Genomic DNA, 16,376 nt, shown 5'->3' with positions numbered 1-16,376 from the left:
TTTGCACGTTACACAATTCGGCCAGGTTATTCAAAGAACTGACTGATTTTGGCCTTCAGAATATCAATCGCGATGCGGTTTTTGCCGCCGCGCGGCACGATGATGTCGGCATACTGCTTCGACGGTTCAATAAACTGCAGGAACATCGGGCGCACAGTCTTCTGGTACTGGGCCATCACCGAGTCCATGGAGCGGCCGCGCTCGTTAACGTCGCGCTTAATACGGCGCATCAGGCAAATATCGAGCGGGGTGTCGACGAAAATAGAGAAGTTAAGCTCGTTACGCAGGCGCGCGTCGGTCAGCAGCAGGATCCCTTCAAGAATGATCACCTTCTTCGGCTCGACGTGAATGGTGTTCGGCGTGCGGGTATGCTCGACGTAGCTATAGACCGGCAGTTCAATCGGCTGGCCGCTTTTCAGCATCTGCAGGTGCTGGAACAACAGACTGTGGTCCATTGAGCTCGGGTGGTCATAGTTGGTTTTGACGCGCTCTTCCATCGACAGATGACTTTGATCTTTGTAATAGCTGTCTTCCGGAATGACGCCAATATGTTCGTCGCCAACTTGTTCACGCAATTCGCGATAGAGAGTACTGGCAATAAGACTTTTGCCAGAAGCCGATGCGCCGGCGATACCTACAATGACGCACTGATGGGACATATCAGTCATAAATTTTTGCGACCTGATTAACCTGGATAGAGATGGAGGGTGGCGGCGGACCGCCAAACGCGGCAATTATAGGGATTTCAGCGTCCCGATACCAGTGGTATGCGCCCCGGACGGCTATTCCGCCGCCGGGATCCAGTCATCGGTATACCAGATATGCAAAAGCGCATACGATCGCATCGGCTGCCAGCGACGGGCATAGCGAGCGATGGCGGCCGGGGTCATTCCCGGAAAGCGCTGTTTAATCAGGTAATCATCCGGCAAAAAGATATCTTTCGCCTGCCAGCCGCGCAGAGCAAAGTAGTTTGCCGTCCAGCGGCCAATCCCGGGCAGGCTCTGCAGTTGACGCAGCCCGGCGTCGATGTCCGCTGGCGCCGTCAGGGGCAGCTCGCCGCTGAGCGCCGCCCGGGCGAGGTGGATCAGCGCCTCCGCACGCCGAAGCGGCATTCCCAGCGCCTTCAGCGCCTGCGGGTCGGCCCGGGACAGCGCCTCTGGCGTCGGGAATAACACATAGCCGGGCGCCTCCGTCAGCGGTTCGCCCCAGCCAGCCGCCACTTTGGCAGTGAGCCGGGCGGCCATCGCCACGCTCACCAGCTGGCCCAGCACCGCCCGCACCGCCTGTTCGAAGGCATCCAGCGCCCCCGGCAGGCGCAGCCCCGGCCGCGCCTGGGCCAGAAAGCCCAACGCCCCGGCGACCTGCCGCGGGTCGCAGGCTAAATCAAACAGCTGGCCAATTCGCGCATAGCAGATCTCCGCCACCGGTTGCAGCCCCGGGGAGAGGGTCACCCGCAGGCCCTGCGCCTCCTCGTCCGGCGCCAGATGAATCAGCCCGCGATGCCCTTCAACGCCAAAGCTGCGACTATAGCCTCCTTCATCAAAGCGCTCGACGCCGGCGACGGCACGCGCCTGCAGAAAACCAACCATCCACGCCCAGTCGTAAGGCGGGGTCCAGGGTAACAGCACCATAAGCTCTCCTTTATATAGCGTTTCAATGATAGTCGCCCTTGACCGTCAGCGCCTTGCTTTTAAATTCCAGTTGTCGGCTTGGCGACGATCCGCTAAAGTCGCCCCCCTTCTTCACCGGCATGGGGATTTTGCAGACGATGTTTATTGGTTTTGACTACGGCACCGCCAACTGTTCGGTGGCCGTGATGCGGGAAAACACCCCTCAGCTGTTGACACTGGAAAACGGCAGCGCGCTGCTGCCCTCGATGCTCTGCGCGCCAACGCGCGAAGCGGTCAGCGAGTGGCTCTATCGCCATCATGACGTCCCCACCCACAGCGATGAAAACCAGGCGCTGCTGCGCCGGGCCATTGCCGCCAACCGCGACGAAGACATCGAGGTGCTGCGCAACAGCGTGCAGTTCGGTCTCGCCTCGCTGCATCAGTATGTTGAAGATCCGGAAGAGGTCTACTTCGTTAAATCGCCAAAATCCTTCCTCGGCGCCAGCGGGCTGAAGCCGCAGCAGGTGGCCCTGTTTGAAGACCTGGTCTGCGCCATGATGCTGCACATCAAACTGCAGGCTGAGAGCCAGCTGCCCGAGCAGATCGACCAGGCGGTGATTGGCCGACCGATTAACTTCCAGGGCCTCGGCGGCGACGACGCGAACGCCCAGGCGCAGGGGATCCTTGAGCGGGCGGCTCTCCGCGCCGGTTTCCGCGATGTGGTCTTCCAGTTTGAACCGGTTGCCGCCGGGCTCGATTTCGAAGCGACCCTCAATGAAGAAAAGCGGGTGCTGGTCGTCGATATCGGCGGTGGGACCACCGACTGTTCCTTGCTATTGATGGGCCCGCAGTGGCGGGAGCGCGCCGACCGCCAGCAGAGCCTGCTCGGCCACAGCGGCTGCCGCATCGGCGGCAACGACCTCGACATTGCCCTGGCCTTCAAATGCCTGATGCCCCTTCTCGGTATGGGCGGCGAAACGGAGAAAGGCACCGCGCTGCCGATCCTCCCGTGGTGGAACGCGGTGGCCATCAACGACGTGCCGGCGCAGAGTGATTTCTACAGCACCGCCAACGGCCGTCTGCTTAACGATCTGCTGCGCAGCGCCCGGGATGCCGACAAGGTGGCTCTGCTGCTGAAGGTCTGGCGCCAGCGTCTCAGCTATCGTCTGGTGCGCAGCGCCGAAGAGAGCAAAATCGCCCTCTCCAGCGCCGCCAGCGTCGAAACCGCGCTGCCGTTTATTCAGGACGAGCTGGCCACCGCCATCGCCCAGCAGGGTCTGGAAGCGGCGCTGGATCAACCGTTGACCCGCATTATGGAACAGGTGCAGCTCGCGCTCGACAGCAGCCAGACCACCCCGGATGTGATCTATCTTACCGGCGGCAGCGCCCGCTCGCCGCTGATCAAAAAGGCGCTGACCGCCCAGCTGCCGGGTATTCCGCTGGCCGGTGGCGATGATTTTGGCTCGGTAACCGCCGGGCTGGCCCGCTGGGCGCAGGTGGTTTTCCGCTAACCCCAGCCCACCGCCGCCGCGCAGCAGGTCTGTCCTGATCCTGCCGATGCAGATTACGCTGGAATATTCCTGGTCTCCCACGCAAAATGGCCTGTTCGTCCGGACAGGCCTGTCCACTCTTCCCCACTTCCGGGGGCGTATTATCCATACCGTAGCCAGATGTCTGCGGTCTGTATCGTTGGCATGCCGCAAGGGGGCGTGATTGAAAAGGGTGTCTGCGATCTTCGCAGCGGTCCGGCGTTGCCGGCCGCGGTTCCTGGCAGGCTGGCTGCTCAGCTGTGGATTACTCTTGCTGCTGGTCGCCCCGCAGGCGCAGGCGGTGACGCGCCAGGTGGGCATTGATATCCCGGTCCAGTGGTACGCGGACGCCAGCGGCCAGATGACCATCGATCGCTTCGCCGCCCTGCCCACAGACCAGCTCGCCACCACCCGGCAGATCCCCTCCTTTGGTTATTCGCGAAAAACCTGGTGGCTGCGCAGCGAGCTGCCGGGAACGTGGTTTGCCGGGGAGCCGCGCTGGCTGCAGCTGGGCCCCTCTTTTGTCGACCATCTGACCATTTACTACCGACCTCTGGGCAGCGATGCCCCCTGGGAACAGCGCACCTTTGGCGACCGCGACGTCGCCCGCGAGAGCGACCTGCACTACCGGGAAAGCGTGCTGATTATCCCCCCGCCGCCAACCGCCGCCGGCTATGAGGTGGTCTTTCGCCTGCAGAGCACCAGCACTCTGATCCTGCTGGCCTCGCTCTCTTCGCCGCAGGAATTTGTACAACGGGCGACCGCCGACACCGCTTTCTGGAGCTTCTACTTCGGCCTGGCCGCCGTCGCCAGCGGCGTGGCGCTGTGGCTGGCGCTAGCCCTGCGCCGGCGTCTGCTGTGGGGCATCTGTCTTTTCTCGCTCAATTATCCGCTGGTGGCCGCCCTGCACGGCTTCCCGGAGTGGTTTTTCGGCCACGCGGCGCTGCCGTTCCAGGACTTCATGATCAGCAGCCTCTCCCTGTTCAGCTATGCCACCGCCCTCTGGCTGCACAGCGAGATTTTTGATTTGAAGAAGAATATGCCGCGGCTTCATCAGCTACTGATCGCTGCGGTGGTGCTCAACCTGGTGCTGCAGGTCAGTATTCCGCTCGGGTTTTACGGCTTCGCGATGCAGATTGAAGGGGTGATCTTCATCATTATCACCCCGGTGCTGCTGTTCACCTCCTGGTGGCTGTGGCGCAAAAAAGCCATCGACCGTAACACTCTGCTGCTGGGTCTGCTGCCGCCGTTCTACGTCGCCGCCGCGGTGCTGGTGCAGTTGTCTATCCACGGGATAATCCCGTTCCATATGGCGATCTATTCCCTCTGGCAGTATGCGCTGATCGTCCACATCATTACGGTGCTGATCATTGCCATCCTGCGGGTGCGCGCTGAAAACCGCCAGCTGGAGCAGAAGCAGCGCCTGGCGCGTGAGCTGCAGATTGAGCGTGAAGCCAGCTTCCATCAGCGACAGTTTATGGGCATGGTAGCGCACGAATTCCGCACGCCGCTGGCGGTGATCCAGGCAGCGCTGGAAAATCTCCGCCTCTCGGCCGCCTCGGCCAGCCAGGAGGCGCGCTTCGATCGCATCGGGCGCGCCGCCACCCGTCTGGTGCAGCTCACCGATAACTGCCTTGCCGACGCCCGGCTCGCCTCACACGACCTGCACGTCGATCGCCAGCAGACCGCCCTGCTGTCGGTGATCAACATGGCCGCCTCGGTGGTGGCCATCTCCCACGACCATTACCTGAACATCCGCCATCACGGCGCGGTGGAAAGCCCGCAACTGCAGGCCGATGCCGGCCTGCTGTGCATCGCCATCGCCAATCTGCTGGATAACGCGGTGAAGTATTCGCCCCCCGGTGAAATCGCCATCGATATCCGCTCCGAAGCCGGGCATACCGAGCTGCGCATTCGCGACCACGGCCCGGGCCTGCCCGACGGGCAAGCGGAACTGATCTTTGAGCGCTACCGCCGCGGCGAGCACACGTCGCCGGTGCCGGGCGGCACCGGTCTCGGACTGTATGTTGCGCGTCAGATCGTGCAGGCTCATGATGGCAAACTGTGGCTGGCCGAGCATGGCCCGGACGGCTGCACCTTTATTCTCACCCTCCCCACGGTTGCTTAAGAGGAGAACGACGTATGGCTTTACGGCTGGCGATAATTGAAGATAACGCCGATCTGCTGGATGAACTGCTGGCCTGGCTGGGCTATCGCGGCTTCGAGGTGTGGGGCTCGCGCAGCGCCGAAGCCTTCTGGCGACAACTGCATAGCCATCCGGTGGACATCGTGCTGATTGATATCGGCCTGCCCGGGGAAGATGGCTTCAGCGTGCTGAGCTACCTGCATGAGCTGGGGCATTACGGTCTGGTGGTGGTCAGCGCCCGCGGCCAGCAGCAGGATAAACTGCAGGCGCTCAGTCTTGGGGCCGATGCTTACCTGATTAAGCCGGTTAACTTCGCCCACCTTGCGGAGACCCTCACCGCCCTTGGCGCCCGCCTGCAGCAGGATCGACCCGCCGCCCTTCCATCGGAGGCGCCCGGCACCGCGTCATCCGCCGCCACCGGACTGTGGCGTCTGCATGAGGATAAACTGATTTCTCCCGATGCCCGGACGCTGGAGTTAACCCAGCAGGAGTACCGTCTGGTGGAGCTGTTAATGCGCAATCGCAACGAGGTGTGCAGCAAGCTGGACCTCCATGCCTGCCTGTTTTCCCACGACAGCGAGCCTGACCTGCACCGCATCGACGTGGTGATTAGCCGCCTGCGCCATAAGGCGCGCCAGCAAGGGATCCACCTGCCCGTACGAGCGATCTTTGGCAAAGGACTGGCGTTTATTTCCTGATCGAAAGCGCGATCTGGCCGCTGCGCGGGGTGTGAATAACTCGCAAGTGTTAATTTTTCTCATTTTCTGAGAGAAATGAGAGGAATGAGACTGACGACGCGCTTAAGAACTTTCTTATAGTGCTAGCACATCAGGATGATGTCGTATGATTTTCAGTGGACAGGAAAACATATAACAAAACGTAATAGCCGTTCGCGGTAAATTCTGACACCATGCAGCACAAATAAGGTAAAAACGATGGCCATGCAAACGTGGTTAATATTATTGCTATGCATATTTTTCTTCAGCATCTCTGTATACAGTTTTATTTCCTATCTAAAAGACAGGAGACGGCAGAAGTTTACGTTTAACGATAAGCGTTCGACGCGTCGTAAATAATTCACTTTATAATAATTAAAAACGATTACAGGTACGTTTATAAAATCAACACACCGCATACGCCCGGAGGATTTGTCACAGCATGGCGTTATGTTTTGCATAAGGAAATAACGCCATGAGAAACATTAATGTCACCATCAATACCCGCAACACCTTTGTACGTGAATCGCTGGTCGCCATGGTTAATGATCTCTCCCGGGACGATATGCGGGCCCGTTTCTCCTGGCGCAATAACGACCTGTCAGACGAAGATATTATTATATGCGAAGTGATCCCTGGTGAAATCTATCTGTGCAATACCCTGATTAAAAACAGAAAAAAAGGCAGCTCCCTGATTATCCTCCACAGCTACGACCAGCTGCCGGAAGACGATTTCATGATTAATTGCCTGAAAGGAGTCATTTTTGTCTCGCTGAAAACGGCCAGTATTCCACAGCTGCTGGCGATCATTAAAAGCGAACTACAGCATTGTATGGACCCGTCGGCCACTGACGCCACGAGCCGGGAACTGAGCTGCGCCAGCTGCCCGCATCGTGTCCTGTCGCGGTCGCAGACCGCTGTGGTGCACGGTATTCTTGAAGGGCTGGACATGAGTAAAATCGCCGCCCTGCAGCGCGTCAGTCCCCGCACCGCCGCTTACCATAAGAATAAGATTATGGAAAAATACAGCCTGAATAATAATCACGACTTTTTCCAGTTTATGAATCTGTTACGTGAGCGCTGGTAGGCAAATAGCGAACAGAAGAGAATAAGATATTCCCGTAGTGATATTGTCTGGAATCCGAAAATAGCCGCAGGATGCTAAAAAAGCGCCAGCGCTGCCGAACATAACGTTAAACTCTGACGCTTCCTCGGTATAAAGACGTTACCGCGCGTTTTTATATAAGAAAAAAGACTAGTTACGAGGAAAACTGATACTTCGTCACATTACCCCTGACGTGCCTGTCAGGGGTCTTTTTTTTCGTGTGGAATAGCGCCCTCTGTGAAAGGGCGCGGCAGGATCAGGCTTCCGCTTTCTCGGCTTCCCAGTCCGGCTGTGCTTCCTCGTCGGTCAGCAGACCTTCGTTTTTCGACAGCATGGCGGTGGCGATGCCGTTACCCAACACGTTGATGGCGGAGCGCCCCATGTCGAGGAAATGGTCGATACCCATCAGCAGCAGGATCCCGGCAACCGGAATATTGAAGCTGGGGATCGTGGCCGCCAGCACCACCAGCGCCGAGCGCGGCACCCCGGCGATGCCTTTCGAGGCCAGCATCAGGGTCAGCATCATGACCGTAATCTCGCTAAAGCTCAGCGGTACGTTATAGGCCTGGGCGATAAACATCGCGGCGAAGGAGCAGTAAACCATCGAGCCAACAAGGTTGAACGAGTAGCCAATCGGCAGGACGAACGAGACGATATTGCGCGAGCAGCCAAACTTCACCAGCCGCTCAAGAGTCTTCGGATAGGCCGCTTCGGAGCTGCTGGTAGTAAACGCCACCAACACCGGGTCCTTCAGCATGTTCAGCAGACGGAAGACCTCTTTTTTCAGCACCATATAGCCAACGGTAATCAGCACCGCGCTGGTCAACAGTACCGCCAGGTAGTAACCGCCGATGAACGAAGCGTAGTTGAGCAGGATCCCCAGCCCCTGGGAGGCAATCACCGACGAAATGGCGGCAAAGATAGCCAGCGGCGCAACGTACATCACGTAGCCCGTCACCTTCAGCATAATGTGCGACACCACATTGAGCGCCGCCACCAGCGGGGCATTAAACTTCTCGCCCAGCGACGCGCCGGCGATGCCAAAGAACATCGAGAACACCACAATCTGCAGGATCTCGTTGTTGGCCATCGCCTCGGTGATGCTGGTGGGGATAGTGTGCGACAGGAATCCTTTCAGGCTCATGCCGCTGACCGCCAGGCCGGTATCCACCGCCTCTTTCGGCACCGCCAGGTTTAACCCGGCGCCCGGGTGCTGGAAGGTGACGATCACCAGCCCGACGAGAATGGATAATACCGAGGAGGTGATGAACCACACCATCGCCTTCCCGCCTACCCGGCCAATGGTCGCCGTCTCGCCGAGACGCATAATGCCGACCGTCAGGGTGCTGAACACCAACGGCGCGATGACCATTTTGATCAACCGCAGAAACAGATCGGTCAGCAGCGTAATGTTGTCCGCCCAAGCGGAGATGGTGGTCGGCGTCGCGTAGGCATGGATAGCCGCGCCGGAGAGGATCCCCATCAGCATAAAAATGACGATAAAGAGCGTGAGTTTGTTTGCGTTTGCCACAGCAATGACCCCTGATTATTTAACACGTTGATTTTTAAGTGCATATGTTATTATTATGAAAATGCACTGATTTATTCACCGCATAAATCTAATTAAAGCCCTCCCGGATACAACTATTTTTTACTTTTTTAAACTAAAAGTTGATATCACCCCGGAAATCTCCAACGAGACCGCCCGGCGTCGCGGCGGTTATCCAGACATTTCTCAACCTTCTTTTCATAATTCCTCCATTTTTACGGCCCCTTCCCTCACTAAACTAGTATCATTCAGCGAAACGCTTCAGGATGAGACCGTAAACTAATGAAAGGCAGTAACATACGTCGTTGGGGCGCCGCGCTGGCGGTAGTGATTATCGCCGGAGCCGCCTACTGGTTCTGGCACGATCGTGGCACGAGCGGCAGCAGCGCTCCCGCAGCAGGACAAGGCCCGCAGGGGCCGGGCGGCGCGCGTCATGGCCGTTTCGGCGGCGCGCTGGCGCCGGTGCAGGCGGCGACCGCGACCGAACAAGCGGTGCCACGCTATCTCACCGGGCTGGGTACCGTGACGGCGGCCAATACCGTGACCGTGCGCAGCCGGGTCGACGGCCAGCTGCTGAGCCTTCACTTCCAGGAGGGACAGCAGGTCAAAGCCGGCGACCTGCTGGCGCAGATCGACCCCAGCCAGTTTAAAGTCGCCCTCGCCCAGGCGCAGGGTCAGCTGGCGAAAGATAACGCCACCCTGGCGAACGCCCGCCGCGATCTCGCCCGTTACCAGCAGCTGGTGAAAACCAACCTCGTCTCCCGCCAGGAGCTCGACACCCAGCAGTCGCTGGTGGTGGAATCCGCTGGCACCGTAAAGGCCGATGAAGCCGCCGTCGCCAGCGCCCAGCTGCAGCTCGACTGGACCCGCATCACCGCGCCGATTGACGGCCGCGTCGGCTTAAAGCAGGTGGATATTGGCAACCAGATCTCCAGCGGAGATACCACCGGGATTGTGGTTCTCACCCAGACGCACCCGATTGATGTGGTCTTCACCCTGCCGGAAAACAGCATCGCCACGGTGGTGCAGGCGCAGAAAGCGGGCAAAGCGCTCAGCGTCGAAGCCTGGGATCGCACCAATAAGCAGAAAATCAGCGTCGGCGAGCTGCTGAGTCTCGACAACCAGATCGATGCCACCACCGGGACCATTAAGCTGAAGGCGCGCTTCAGCAATCTGGACGACGCGCTGTTCCCCAACCAGTTCGTTAACGCCCGCCTGCTGGTGGATACCGAAGAGAACGCGGTGGTGATCCCCGCCGCCGCCCTGCAGATGGGCAACGAAGGGCATTTTGTGTGGGTGCTGAACGATGAGAATAAGGTCAGCAAACACAGCGTGACGCCCGGCATCCAGGACAGCCAGAAAGTGGTCATCAGCGCCGGGCTTTCCGCCGGGGATCGCGTGGTCACCGACGGGATTGACCGCCTGACCGAAGGGGCGAAAGTGGAAGTTGTCACCGCCAGCGGCAGCGAGCAGGCGCAGCCCGCTCCGCGCCAGAGCGGTAAACACGGAGCGCGTTCCTGATGCAGGTGTTACCCCCAGGCCGCACCGGCGGCCCGTCCCGGCTGTTTATTATGCGTCCGGTCGCCACCACTTTGCTGATGGTGGCGATCCTGTTAGCCGGGATCATCGGCTACCGCTTCCTGCCGGTCTCCGCTCTGCCGGAAGTCGATTACCCGACCATTCAGGTGGTTACCCTCTATCCGGGCGCCAGCCCGGATGTGGTGACCTCCGCTATCACCGCCCCGCTGGAGCGCCAGTTCGGCCAGATGTCCGGCCTTAAGCAGATGTCGTCGCAAAGCTCTGGCGGCGCCTCGGTAGTCACGCTGCAGTTCCAGCTGACCCTGCCGCTGGACGTCGCCGAGCAGGAAGTGCAGGCGGCCATTAACGCCGCCACCAACCTGCTGCCGAGCGATCTGCCCAACCCACCGGTGTACAGCAAGGTGAACCCGGCGGATCCGCCGATCATGACCCTCGCCGTCACCTCCTCCGCGATCCCGATGACCCAGGTAGAGGACATGGTGGAGACGCGGGTGGCGCAGAAGATCTCCCAGGTTTCCGGCGTCGGTCTGGTGACCCTCGCCGGCGGCCAGCGCCCGGCGGTGCGGGTGAAGCTTAACGCCCAGGCCATCGCCGCCCTCGGCCTGACCAGCGAAACCGTGCGCACCGCTATCACCAGCGCCAACGTTAACTCCGCGAAAGGCAGCCTCGACGGCCCGGCCCGCGCGGTGACGCTTTCCGCTAACGATCAGATGCAGTCCGCTGAGGATTACCGCCGCCTGATCATCGCTTATCAGAACGGGGCGCCGATCCGTCTCGGCGATGTCGCCAGCGTCGAACAAGGGGCCGAAAACAGCTGGCTCGGGGCGTGGGCCAACCAGCAGCGGGCCATCGTGATGAACGTTCAGCGTCAGCCGGGGGCCAACATCATCGACACCGCCGACAGCATTCGCCAGATGCTGCCGCAGCTCACCGAGAGCCTGCCGAAATCGGTGAAGGTGCAGGTCCTCTCCGACCGGACCACCAACATTCGCGCCTCGGTGCGCGACACCCAGTTTGAGCTGATGCTGGCCATCGCCCTGGTGGTGATGATCATCTATCTGTTCCTGCGCAACGTGCCGGCGACCATTATTCCCGGCGTCGCGGTGCCGCTGTCGCTGGTGGGCACTTTCGCGGTGATGGTGTTCCTCGACTTCTCGATCAACAACCTGACGCTGATGGCCCTGACCATCGCCACCGGCTTTGTGGTGGATGATGCCATCGTGGTGATCGAGAACATCTCGCGCTATATCGAAAAAGGCGAGAAGCCGCTGGCCGCCGCGCTGAAAGGCGCGGGGGAAATCGGCTTCACCATTATCTCCCTCACCTTCTCGCTGATCGCGGTGCTGATCCCGCTGCTGTTTATGGGCGATATCGTCGGCCGTCTGTTCCGCGAATTCGCCGTCACCCTTGCCGTCGCTATTCTTATCTCGGCGGTGGTCTCCCTGACCCTGACGCCGATGATGTGCGCCCGCATGTTAAGCCACGAATCGCTGCGCAAGCAGAACCGTTTCTCCCGGGCCAGCGAGCGTTTCTTCGACCGAGTGATCGCCGTCTATGGCCGCTGGCTGAGCCGGGTGCTGAACCATCCATGGCTGACGCTCGGCGTCGCGCTGAGCACCCTGGCGCTGTCGATTATCCTGTGGGTCTTTATCCCGAAAGGCTTCTTCCCGATCCAGGATAACGGCATTATTCAGGGCACCCTCCAGGCGCCGCAGTCGGTCTCCTTCGCCAGCATGGCCGAGCGCCAGCGGCAGGTGGCCAGCATTATCCTTAAGGACCCGGCCGTGGAGAGCCTGACCTCGTTCGTCGGCGTCGACGGCACCAACCCGGCGCTGAACAGCGCCCGTCTGCAGATCAACCTCAAGCCGCTGGATGAACGCGATGACCGCGTCCAGACGGTGATCAGCCGCCTGCAGCAGGCGGTGGACGGCGTCCCGGGCGTGGCGCTCTACCTGCAGCCGACCCAGGATCTGACCATCGACACCACGGTGAGCCGCACCCAGTACCAGTTCACCCTGCAGGCAAACTCCCTCGAGGCGCTGAGCACCTGGGTGCCGCCGCTGCTCAGCCGCCTGCAGGCCCAGCCGCAGCTGGCCGACGTCAGCAGCGACTGGCAGGACAAAGGCCTGGCCGCCTATATCAAGGTGGATCGCGACAGCGCCAGCCGCCTCGGCATCTCAATGGCCGATGTCGATAACGCGCTGTACAACGCCTTCGGCCAGCGGCTGATCTCCACCATTTACACTCAGGCGAATCAGTATCGCGTGGTGCTCGAGCAGGATACCGAGGCGACGCCGGGCCTGGCGGCGCTGGATAATATCCGCCTGACCAGTAGCGACGGCGGCATCGTGCCGCTGACCGCCATCGCCACGGTGGAGCAGCGCTTTACCCCGCTGTCGGTGAACCACCTCGATCAGTTCCCGGTGACCACCATCTCGTTTAACGTCCCGGACAACTATTCGCTGGGCGAAGCGGTGGACGCGATCCTCGCCGCCGAACAGTCGCTGGATTTCCCGACCGATATCCGCACCCAGCTCCAGGGGAGCTCGCTGGCCTTCCAGTCGGCGCTCGGCAGCACCGTCTGGCTGGTGGTCGCCGCGGTGGTGGCGATGTATATCGTGCTGGGGGTGCTGTATGAAAGCTTTATCCATCCGATCACGATCCTCTCCACCCTGCCCACCGCCGGGGTCGGGGCGCTACTGGCGCTGTGGCTGGCGGGCAGCGAGCTGGACGTGATCGCCATCATCGGCATCATTCTGCTGATCGGCATCGTGAAGAAGAACGCCATCATGATGATCGACTTCGCGCTGGCCGCCGAACGCGAACAGGGCATGCCGCCGCGGGAAGCGATCTACCAGGCCTGCCTGCTGCGTTTTCGTCCGATCCTGATGACGACCCTCGCCGCCCTGCTCGGCGCCCTGCCGCTGATGCTGAGCACCGGCGTCGGCGCGGAGCTGCGGCGTCCGCTGGGGATCGGCATGGTCGGCGGTCTGATGCTCAGCCAGGTGCTGACCCTGTTCACCACCCCGGTGATCTATCTGCTGTTCGACCGCCTGTCGCTGCACCTGAAGCGCCGCTTCCCGCGTCAGGAAGAGGAGGCGTAAGTGAAGTTTTTCGCCCTCTTCATTTACCGCCCGGTGGCGACGATCCTCATCTCGCTGGCCATCACCCTGTGCGGCATTCTTGGCTTCCGGCTGCTGCCGGTAGCCCCGCTGCCGCAGGTGGACTTCCCGGTGATCATGGTTAGCGCCTCGCTGCCGGGGGCCTCCCCGGAGACCATGGCCTCATCGGTGGCCACCCCGCTGGAACGCTCCCTGGGACGGATTGCCGGGGTCAATGAGATGACCTCCTCCAGTTCGCTGGGCAGTACGCGCATCATTCTTGAGTTTAACTTCGACCGCGATATCAACGGCGCGGCGCGCGACGTTCAGGCAGCGATCAACGCCGCGCAAAGCCTGCTGCCGAGCGGGATGCCCAGCCGGCCGACCTACCGCAAAGCCAACCCGTCGGATGCGCCGATCATGATCCTGACGCTGACCTCGGACACCTACTCCCAGGGTGAGCTGTATGATTTCGCCTCCACCCAGCTGGCGCAGACCATCGCGCAGATCGACGGTGTGGGTGATGTCGACGTCGGCGGCAGCTCCCTGCCGGCAGTGCGCGTCGACCTCAACCCGCAGGCGCTGTTCAACCAGGGCGTGTCGCTGGACGCGGTGCGCACCGCCATCAGCGACGCTAACGTGCGCAAACCGCAGGGGGCGCTGGAGGACAGCGCGCACCGCTGGCAGGTGCAGACCAACGATGAGCTGAAGACCGCCGCCGACTATCAGCCGCTGATCGTCCACTACCAGAATGGCGCCGCAGTGCGACTGGGGGATGTCGCCACCGTCTCGGATTCGGTGCAGGACGTGCGCAACGCCGGGATGACCAACGCCAAACCGGCGATCCTGCTGATGATCCGCAAACTGCCGGAAGCCAATATTATCCAGACAGTGGACAGCATCCGCGCCCGCCTGCCGGAGCTGCAGCAGACCATTCCGGCGGCTATCGACCTGCAGATCGCCCAGGACCGCTCGCCGACCATCCGTGCTTCGCTGGAGGAGGTGGAGCAGACGCTGGTGATATCGGTGGCGCTGGTGATCCTCGTGGTATTCCTGTTCCTGCGCTCGGGGCGCGCCACGCTGATCCCGGCCGTCGCCGTCCCGGTTTCCTTAATCGGTACCTTCGCCGCGATGTATTTGTGCGGCTTCAGCCTCAATAACCTGTCGCTGATGGCTCTGACCATCGCCACCGGCTTCGTGGTGGATGACGCTATCGTGGTGCTGGAGAATATCTCCCGCCATCTGGAAGCGGGGATGAAACCTCTGCAGGCGGCGCTGCAGGGGAGCCGCGAAGTCGGCTTTACCGTGCTGTCGATGAGCCTGTCGCTGGTGGCGGTGTTTCTGCCGCTGCTGCTGATGGGCGGCCTGCCCGGCCGCCTGCTGCGCGAGTTCGCCGTCACCCTGTCGGTGGCGATCGGCATCTCGCTGGCGGTGTCCCTCACCCTGACGCCGATGATGTGCGGCTGGCTGCTGAAAAGCGGTAAGCCCCACCAGCCGACGCGCAACCGCGGCTTTGGCCGCCTGCTGGTGGCCGTGCAGGGCGGCTATGGGAAATCGTTAAAATGGGTGCTCAGGCACAGCCGGCTGACCGGCCTGGTGGTGCTCGGCACCATCGCCCTCAGCGTCTGGCTCTACATTTCGATCCCGAAAACCTTCTTTCCGGAGCAGGACACCGGGGTGCTGATGGGCGGCATTCAGGCCGACCAGAGCATCTCCTTCCAGGCGATGCGCGGCAAGCTGCAGGACTTTATGAAGATCATTCGTGAAGATCCGGCGGTGGATAACGTCACCGGCTTTACCGGCGGCTCGCGGGTCAACAGCGGGATGATGTTTATCACCCTCAAGTCGCGCGACCAGCGCCACGAGACGGCGCAGCAGGTGATCGACCGGCTGCGCAAAAAGCTGGCCAACGAGCCCGGGGCCAACCTGTTCCTGATGGCGGTGCAGGATATTCGCGTCGGCGGCCGGCAGTCGAACGCCAGCTATCAGTACACCCTGCTGTCCGACGACCTGTCGGCGCTGCGCGAGTGGGAGCCGAAGATCCGCAAAGCACTGGCGGCGCTGCCTGAGCTGGCGGACGTCAACTCGGATCAGCAGGACAATGGCGCCGAAATGGACCTGGTCTATGACCGGGACACGATGTCGCGCCTCGGCATCAGCGTCCAGGACGCCAACAACCTGCTGAACAACGCCTTCGGCCAGCGGCAAATCTCCACCATCTACCAGCCGCTCAACCAGTACAAGGTGGTGATGGAGGTGGATCCGGCCTACACCCAGGACGTCAGCGCCCTCGACAAGATGTTTGTTATCAATAGCGAGGGCAAGCCGATCCCGCTGGCTTATTTCGCCAAATGGCAGCCGGCCAACGCCCCGCTGTCGGTGAACCACCAGGGGCTGTCGGCGGCGTCCACTATCTCCTTTAACCTGCCCACCGGCCGCTCGCTGTCGGAAGCCAGCGACGCCATTAACCGCACGATGACCCAGCTCGGGGTGCCGTCGAGCGTGCGCGGCTCCTTTGCCGGTACCGCTCAGGTCTTTCAGCAGACCATGAACGCGCAGGTGATCCTGATCCTCGCGGCCATCGCCACGGTCTATATCGTGCTGGGGATGCTGTATGAGAGCTATGTGCATCCGTTGACCATCCTCTCGACGCTGCCCTCCGCCGGAGTGGGCGCCCTGCTGGCGCTGGAGATATTCGATGCCCCGTTCAGCCTAATCGCCCTTATCGGGATCATGTTATTAATTGGCATCGTGAAGAAAAACGCCATCATGATGGTCGATTTTGCCCTTGAGGCGCAGCGCACCGGCAATCTGGCGCCGGAAGAGGCGATTTTCCAGGCCTGCCTGCTGCGTTTCCGGCCGATTATGATGACCACCCTGGCGGCGCTGTTCGGCGCCCTGCCGCTGGTGCTCTCCGGGGGCGATGGCTCTGAGCTGCGCCAGCCGCTGGGGATCACCATCGTCGGCGGTCTGGTGATGAGCCAGCTGTTAACGCTCTACACCACGCCGGTGGTCTATCTTTTCTTTGACCGTCTGCGGTTGCGTTTTTCGCGTCACTCCTCTCAACCGGTAAGCGAATAA

General features: G+C 61.0%; 11 protein-coding genes. 8 read left to right on the top strand and 3 right to left on the bottom strand.

All coding sequences use genetic code 11. The features are described from left to right. Positions 1 to 26 precede the first annotated feature (26 nt). Together udk and alkA are read right to left on the bottom strand one after the other, a co-directional pair. Positions 27 to 668 carry a uridine kinase gene (udk, locus tag DTA24_RS09225; protein ID WP_002912442.1) on the bottom strand — a complete coding sequence of 214 codons (642 nt, stop codon included), beginning with the start codon at positions 666 to 668 and terminating at the stop codon, positions 27 to 29. A gap of 114 nt (positions 669 to 782) precedes the next feature. Further along, on the bottom strand, positions 783 to 1,631 hold the full coding sequence (gene alkA, locus DTA24_RS09220) for a DNA-3-methyladenine glycosylase 2 (protein ID WP_064160970.1): 849 nt from the start codon (positions 1,629 to 1,631) through the stop codon (positions 783 to 785). 137 nt (positions 1,632 to 1,768) lie between these two features. On the opposite strand from alkA, the gene yegD reads away from it, so the two are divergent. The 5 genes from yegD to DTA24_RS09200 all read left to right on the top strand — a co-directional run bounded on the left by yegD (position 1,769) and on the right by DTA24_RS09200 (position 7,088). Beyond that, positions 1,769 to 3,121: a molecular chaperone gene (gene yegD / locus DTA24_RS09215; RefSeq protein ID WP_016531337.1), complete on the top strand. Its 1,353-nt coding sequence runs from the start codon at positions 1,769 to 1,771 to the stop codon at positions 3,119 to 3,121. Between the two features lie 289 nt (positions 3,122 to 3,410). Further along, positions 3,411 to 5,267, top strand: coding sequence for a sensor histidine kinase (locus DTA24_RS09210; RefSeq protein ID WP_023340519.1), 1,857 nt, complete (start codon positions 3,411 to 3,413; stop codon positions 5,265 to 5,267). Between the two features lie 14 nt (positions 5,268 to 5,281). Next, complete coding sequence (locus DTA24_RS09205; protein ID WP_012541069.1) at positions 5,282 to 5,983, top strand: response regulator transcription factor; 702 nt, start codon at positions 5,282 to 5,284, stop codon at positions 5,981 to 5,983. Between the two features lie 237 nt (positions 5,984 to 6,220). After that, on the top strand, positions 6,221 to 6,361 hold the full coding sequence (locus tag DTA24_RS29060) for a small membrane protein (protein WP_046621842.1): 141 nt from the start codon (positions 6,221 to 6,223) through the stop codon (positions 6,359 to 6,361). A 115-nt stretch (positions 6,362 to 6,476) separates the two neighbouring features. Next, positions 6,477 to 7,088 carry a helix-turn-helix transcriptional regulator gene (locus tag DTA24_RS09200; protein WP_008804083.1) on the top strand — a complete coding sequence of 204 codons (612 nt, stop codon included), beginning with the start codon at positions 6,477 to 6,479 and terminating at the stop codon, positions 7,086 to 7,088. A 274-nt stretch (positions 7,089 to 7,362) separates the two neighbouring features. Here the strand turns inward: DTA24_RS09200 and DTA24_RS09195 are convergent, their stop codons facing one another. Continuing rightward, entirely contained in the window at positions 7,363 to 8,637 is a 1,275-nt protein-coding gene (locus tag DTA24_RS09195) for a dicarboxylate/amino acid:cation symporter (RefSeq protein WP_044614004.1), read from the bottom strand. A 300-nt stretch (positions 8,638 to 8,937) separates the two neighbouring features. On the opposite strand from DTA24_RS09195, the gene DTA24_RS09190 reads away from it, so the two are divergent. Genes DTA24_RS09190 through mdtC form a run of 3 tightly spaced genes read left to right on the top strand, consistent with a single transcriptional unit; the run spans position 8,938 to position 16,376 of the window. Next, entirely contained in the window at positions 8,938 to 10,176 is a 1,239-nt protein-coding gene (locus DTA24_RS09190; RefSeq protein WP_012541067.1) for an MdtA/MuxA family multidrug efflux RND transporter periplasmic adaptor subunit, read from the top strand. After that, the gene (locus DTA24_RS09185) at positions 10,176 to 13,298 is read left to right on the top strand and encodes an MdtB/MuxB family multidrug efflux RND transporter permease subunit (protein ID WP_123836742.1); all 3,123 of its coding nucleotides are present in this window, start codon (positions 10,176 to 10,178) and stop codon (positions 13,296 to 13,298) included. Before DTA24_RS09190 ends, DTA24_RS09185 begins: the two co-directional genes overlap by 1 nt. Beyond that, complete coding sequence (gene mdtC, locus DTA24_RS09180; RefSeq protein ID WP_008804079.1) at positions 13,299 to 16,376, top strand: multidrug efflux RND transporter permease subunit MdtC; 3,078 nt, start codon at positions 13,299 to 13,301, stop codon at positions 16,374 to 16,376. It abuts the gene before it with no gap.

It is taken from the genome of Klebsiella sp. P1CD1 (assembly GCF_003790505.1).
In the GTDB taxonomy this organism is placed as follows: domain Bacteria; phylum Pseudomonadota; class Gammaproteobacteria; order Enterobacterales; family Enterobacteriaceae; genus Klebsiella; species Klebsiella variicola.
Note: the sequence above shows the minus strand (reverse complement) of the source record. Positions and strands in the feature narration are given on the sequence as shown.

What these genes read in the sequence shown, in the direction of transcription:
- DTA24_RS09200 (WP_008804083.1), top strand. Translation starts at nt 6,477, where the DNA reads ATGAGAAACATTAATGTCACCATCAATACCCGCAACACCTTTGTACGT.
- alkA (WP_064160970.1), bottom strand. Translation starts at nt 1,631, where the DNA reads ATGGTGCTGTTACCCTGGACCCCGCCTTACGACTGGGCGTGGATGGTT.
- DTA24_RS29060 (WP_046621842.1), top strand. Translation starts at nt 6,221, where the DNA reads ATGGCCATGCAAACGTGGTTAATATTATTGCTATGCATATTTTTCTTC.
- DTA24_RS09185 (WP_123836742.1), top strand. Translation starts at nt 10,176, where the DNA reads ATGCAGGTGTTACCCCCAGGCCGCACCGGCGGCCCGTCCCGGCTGTTT.
- DTA24_RS09190 (WP_012541067.1), top strand. Translation starts at nt 8,938, where the DNA reads ATGAAAGGCAGTAACATACGTCGTTGGGGCGCCGCGCTGGCGGTAGTG.
- DTA24_RS09205 (WP_012541069.1), top strand. Translation starts at nt 5,282, where the DNA reads ATGGCTTTACGGCTGGCGATAATTGAAGATAACGCCGATCTGCTGGAT.
- yegD (WP_016531337.1), top strand. Translation starts at nt 1,769, where the DNA reads ATGTTTATTGGTTTTGACTACGGCACCGCCAACTGTTCGGTGGCCGTG.
- udk (WP_002912442.1), bottom strand. Translation starts at nt 668, where the DNA reads ATGACTGATATGTCCCATCAGTGCGTCATTGTAGGTATCGCCGGCGCA.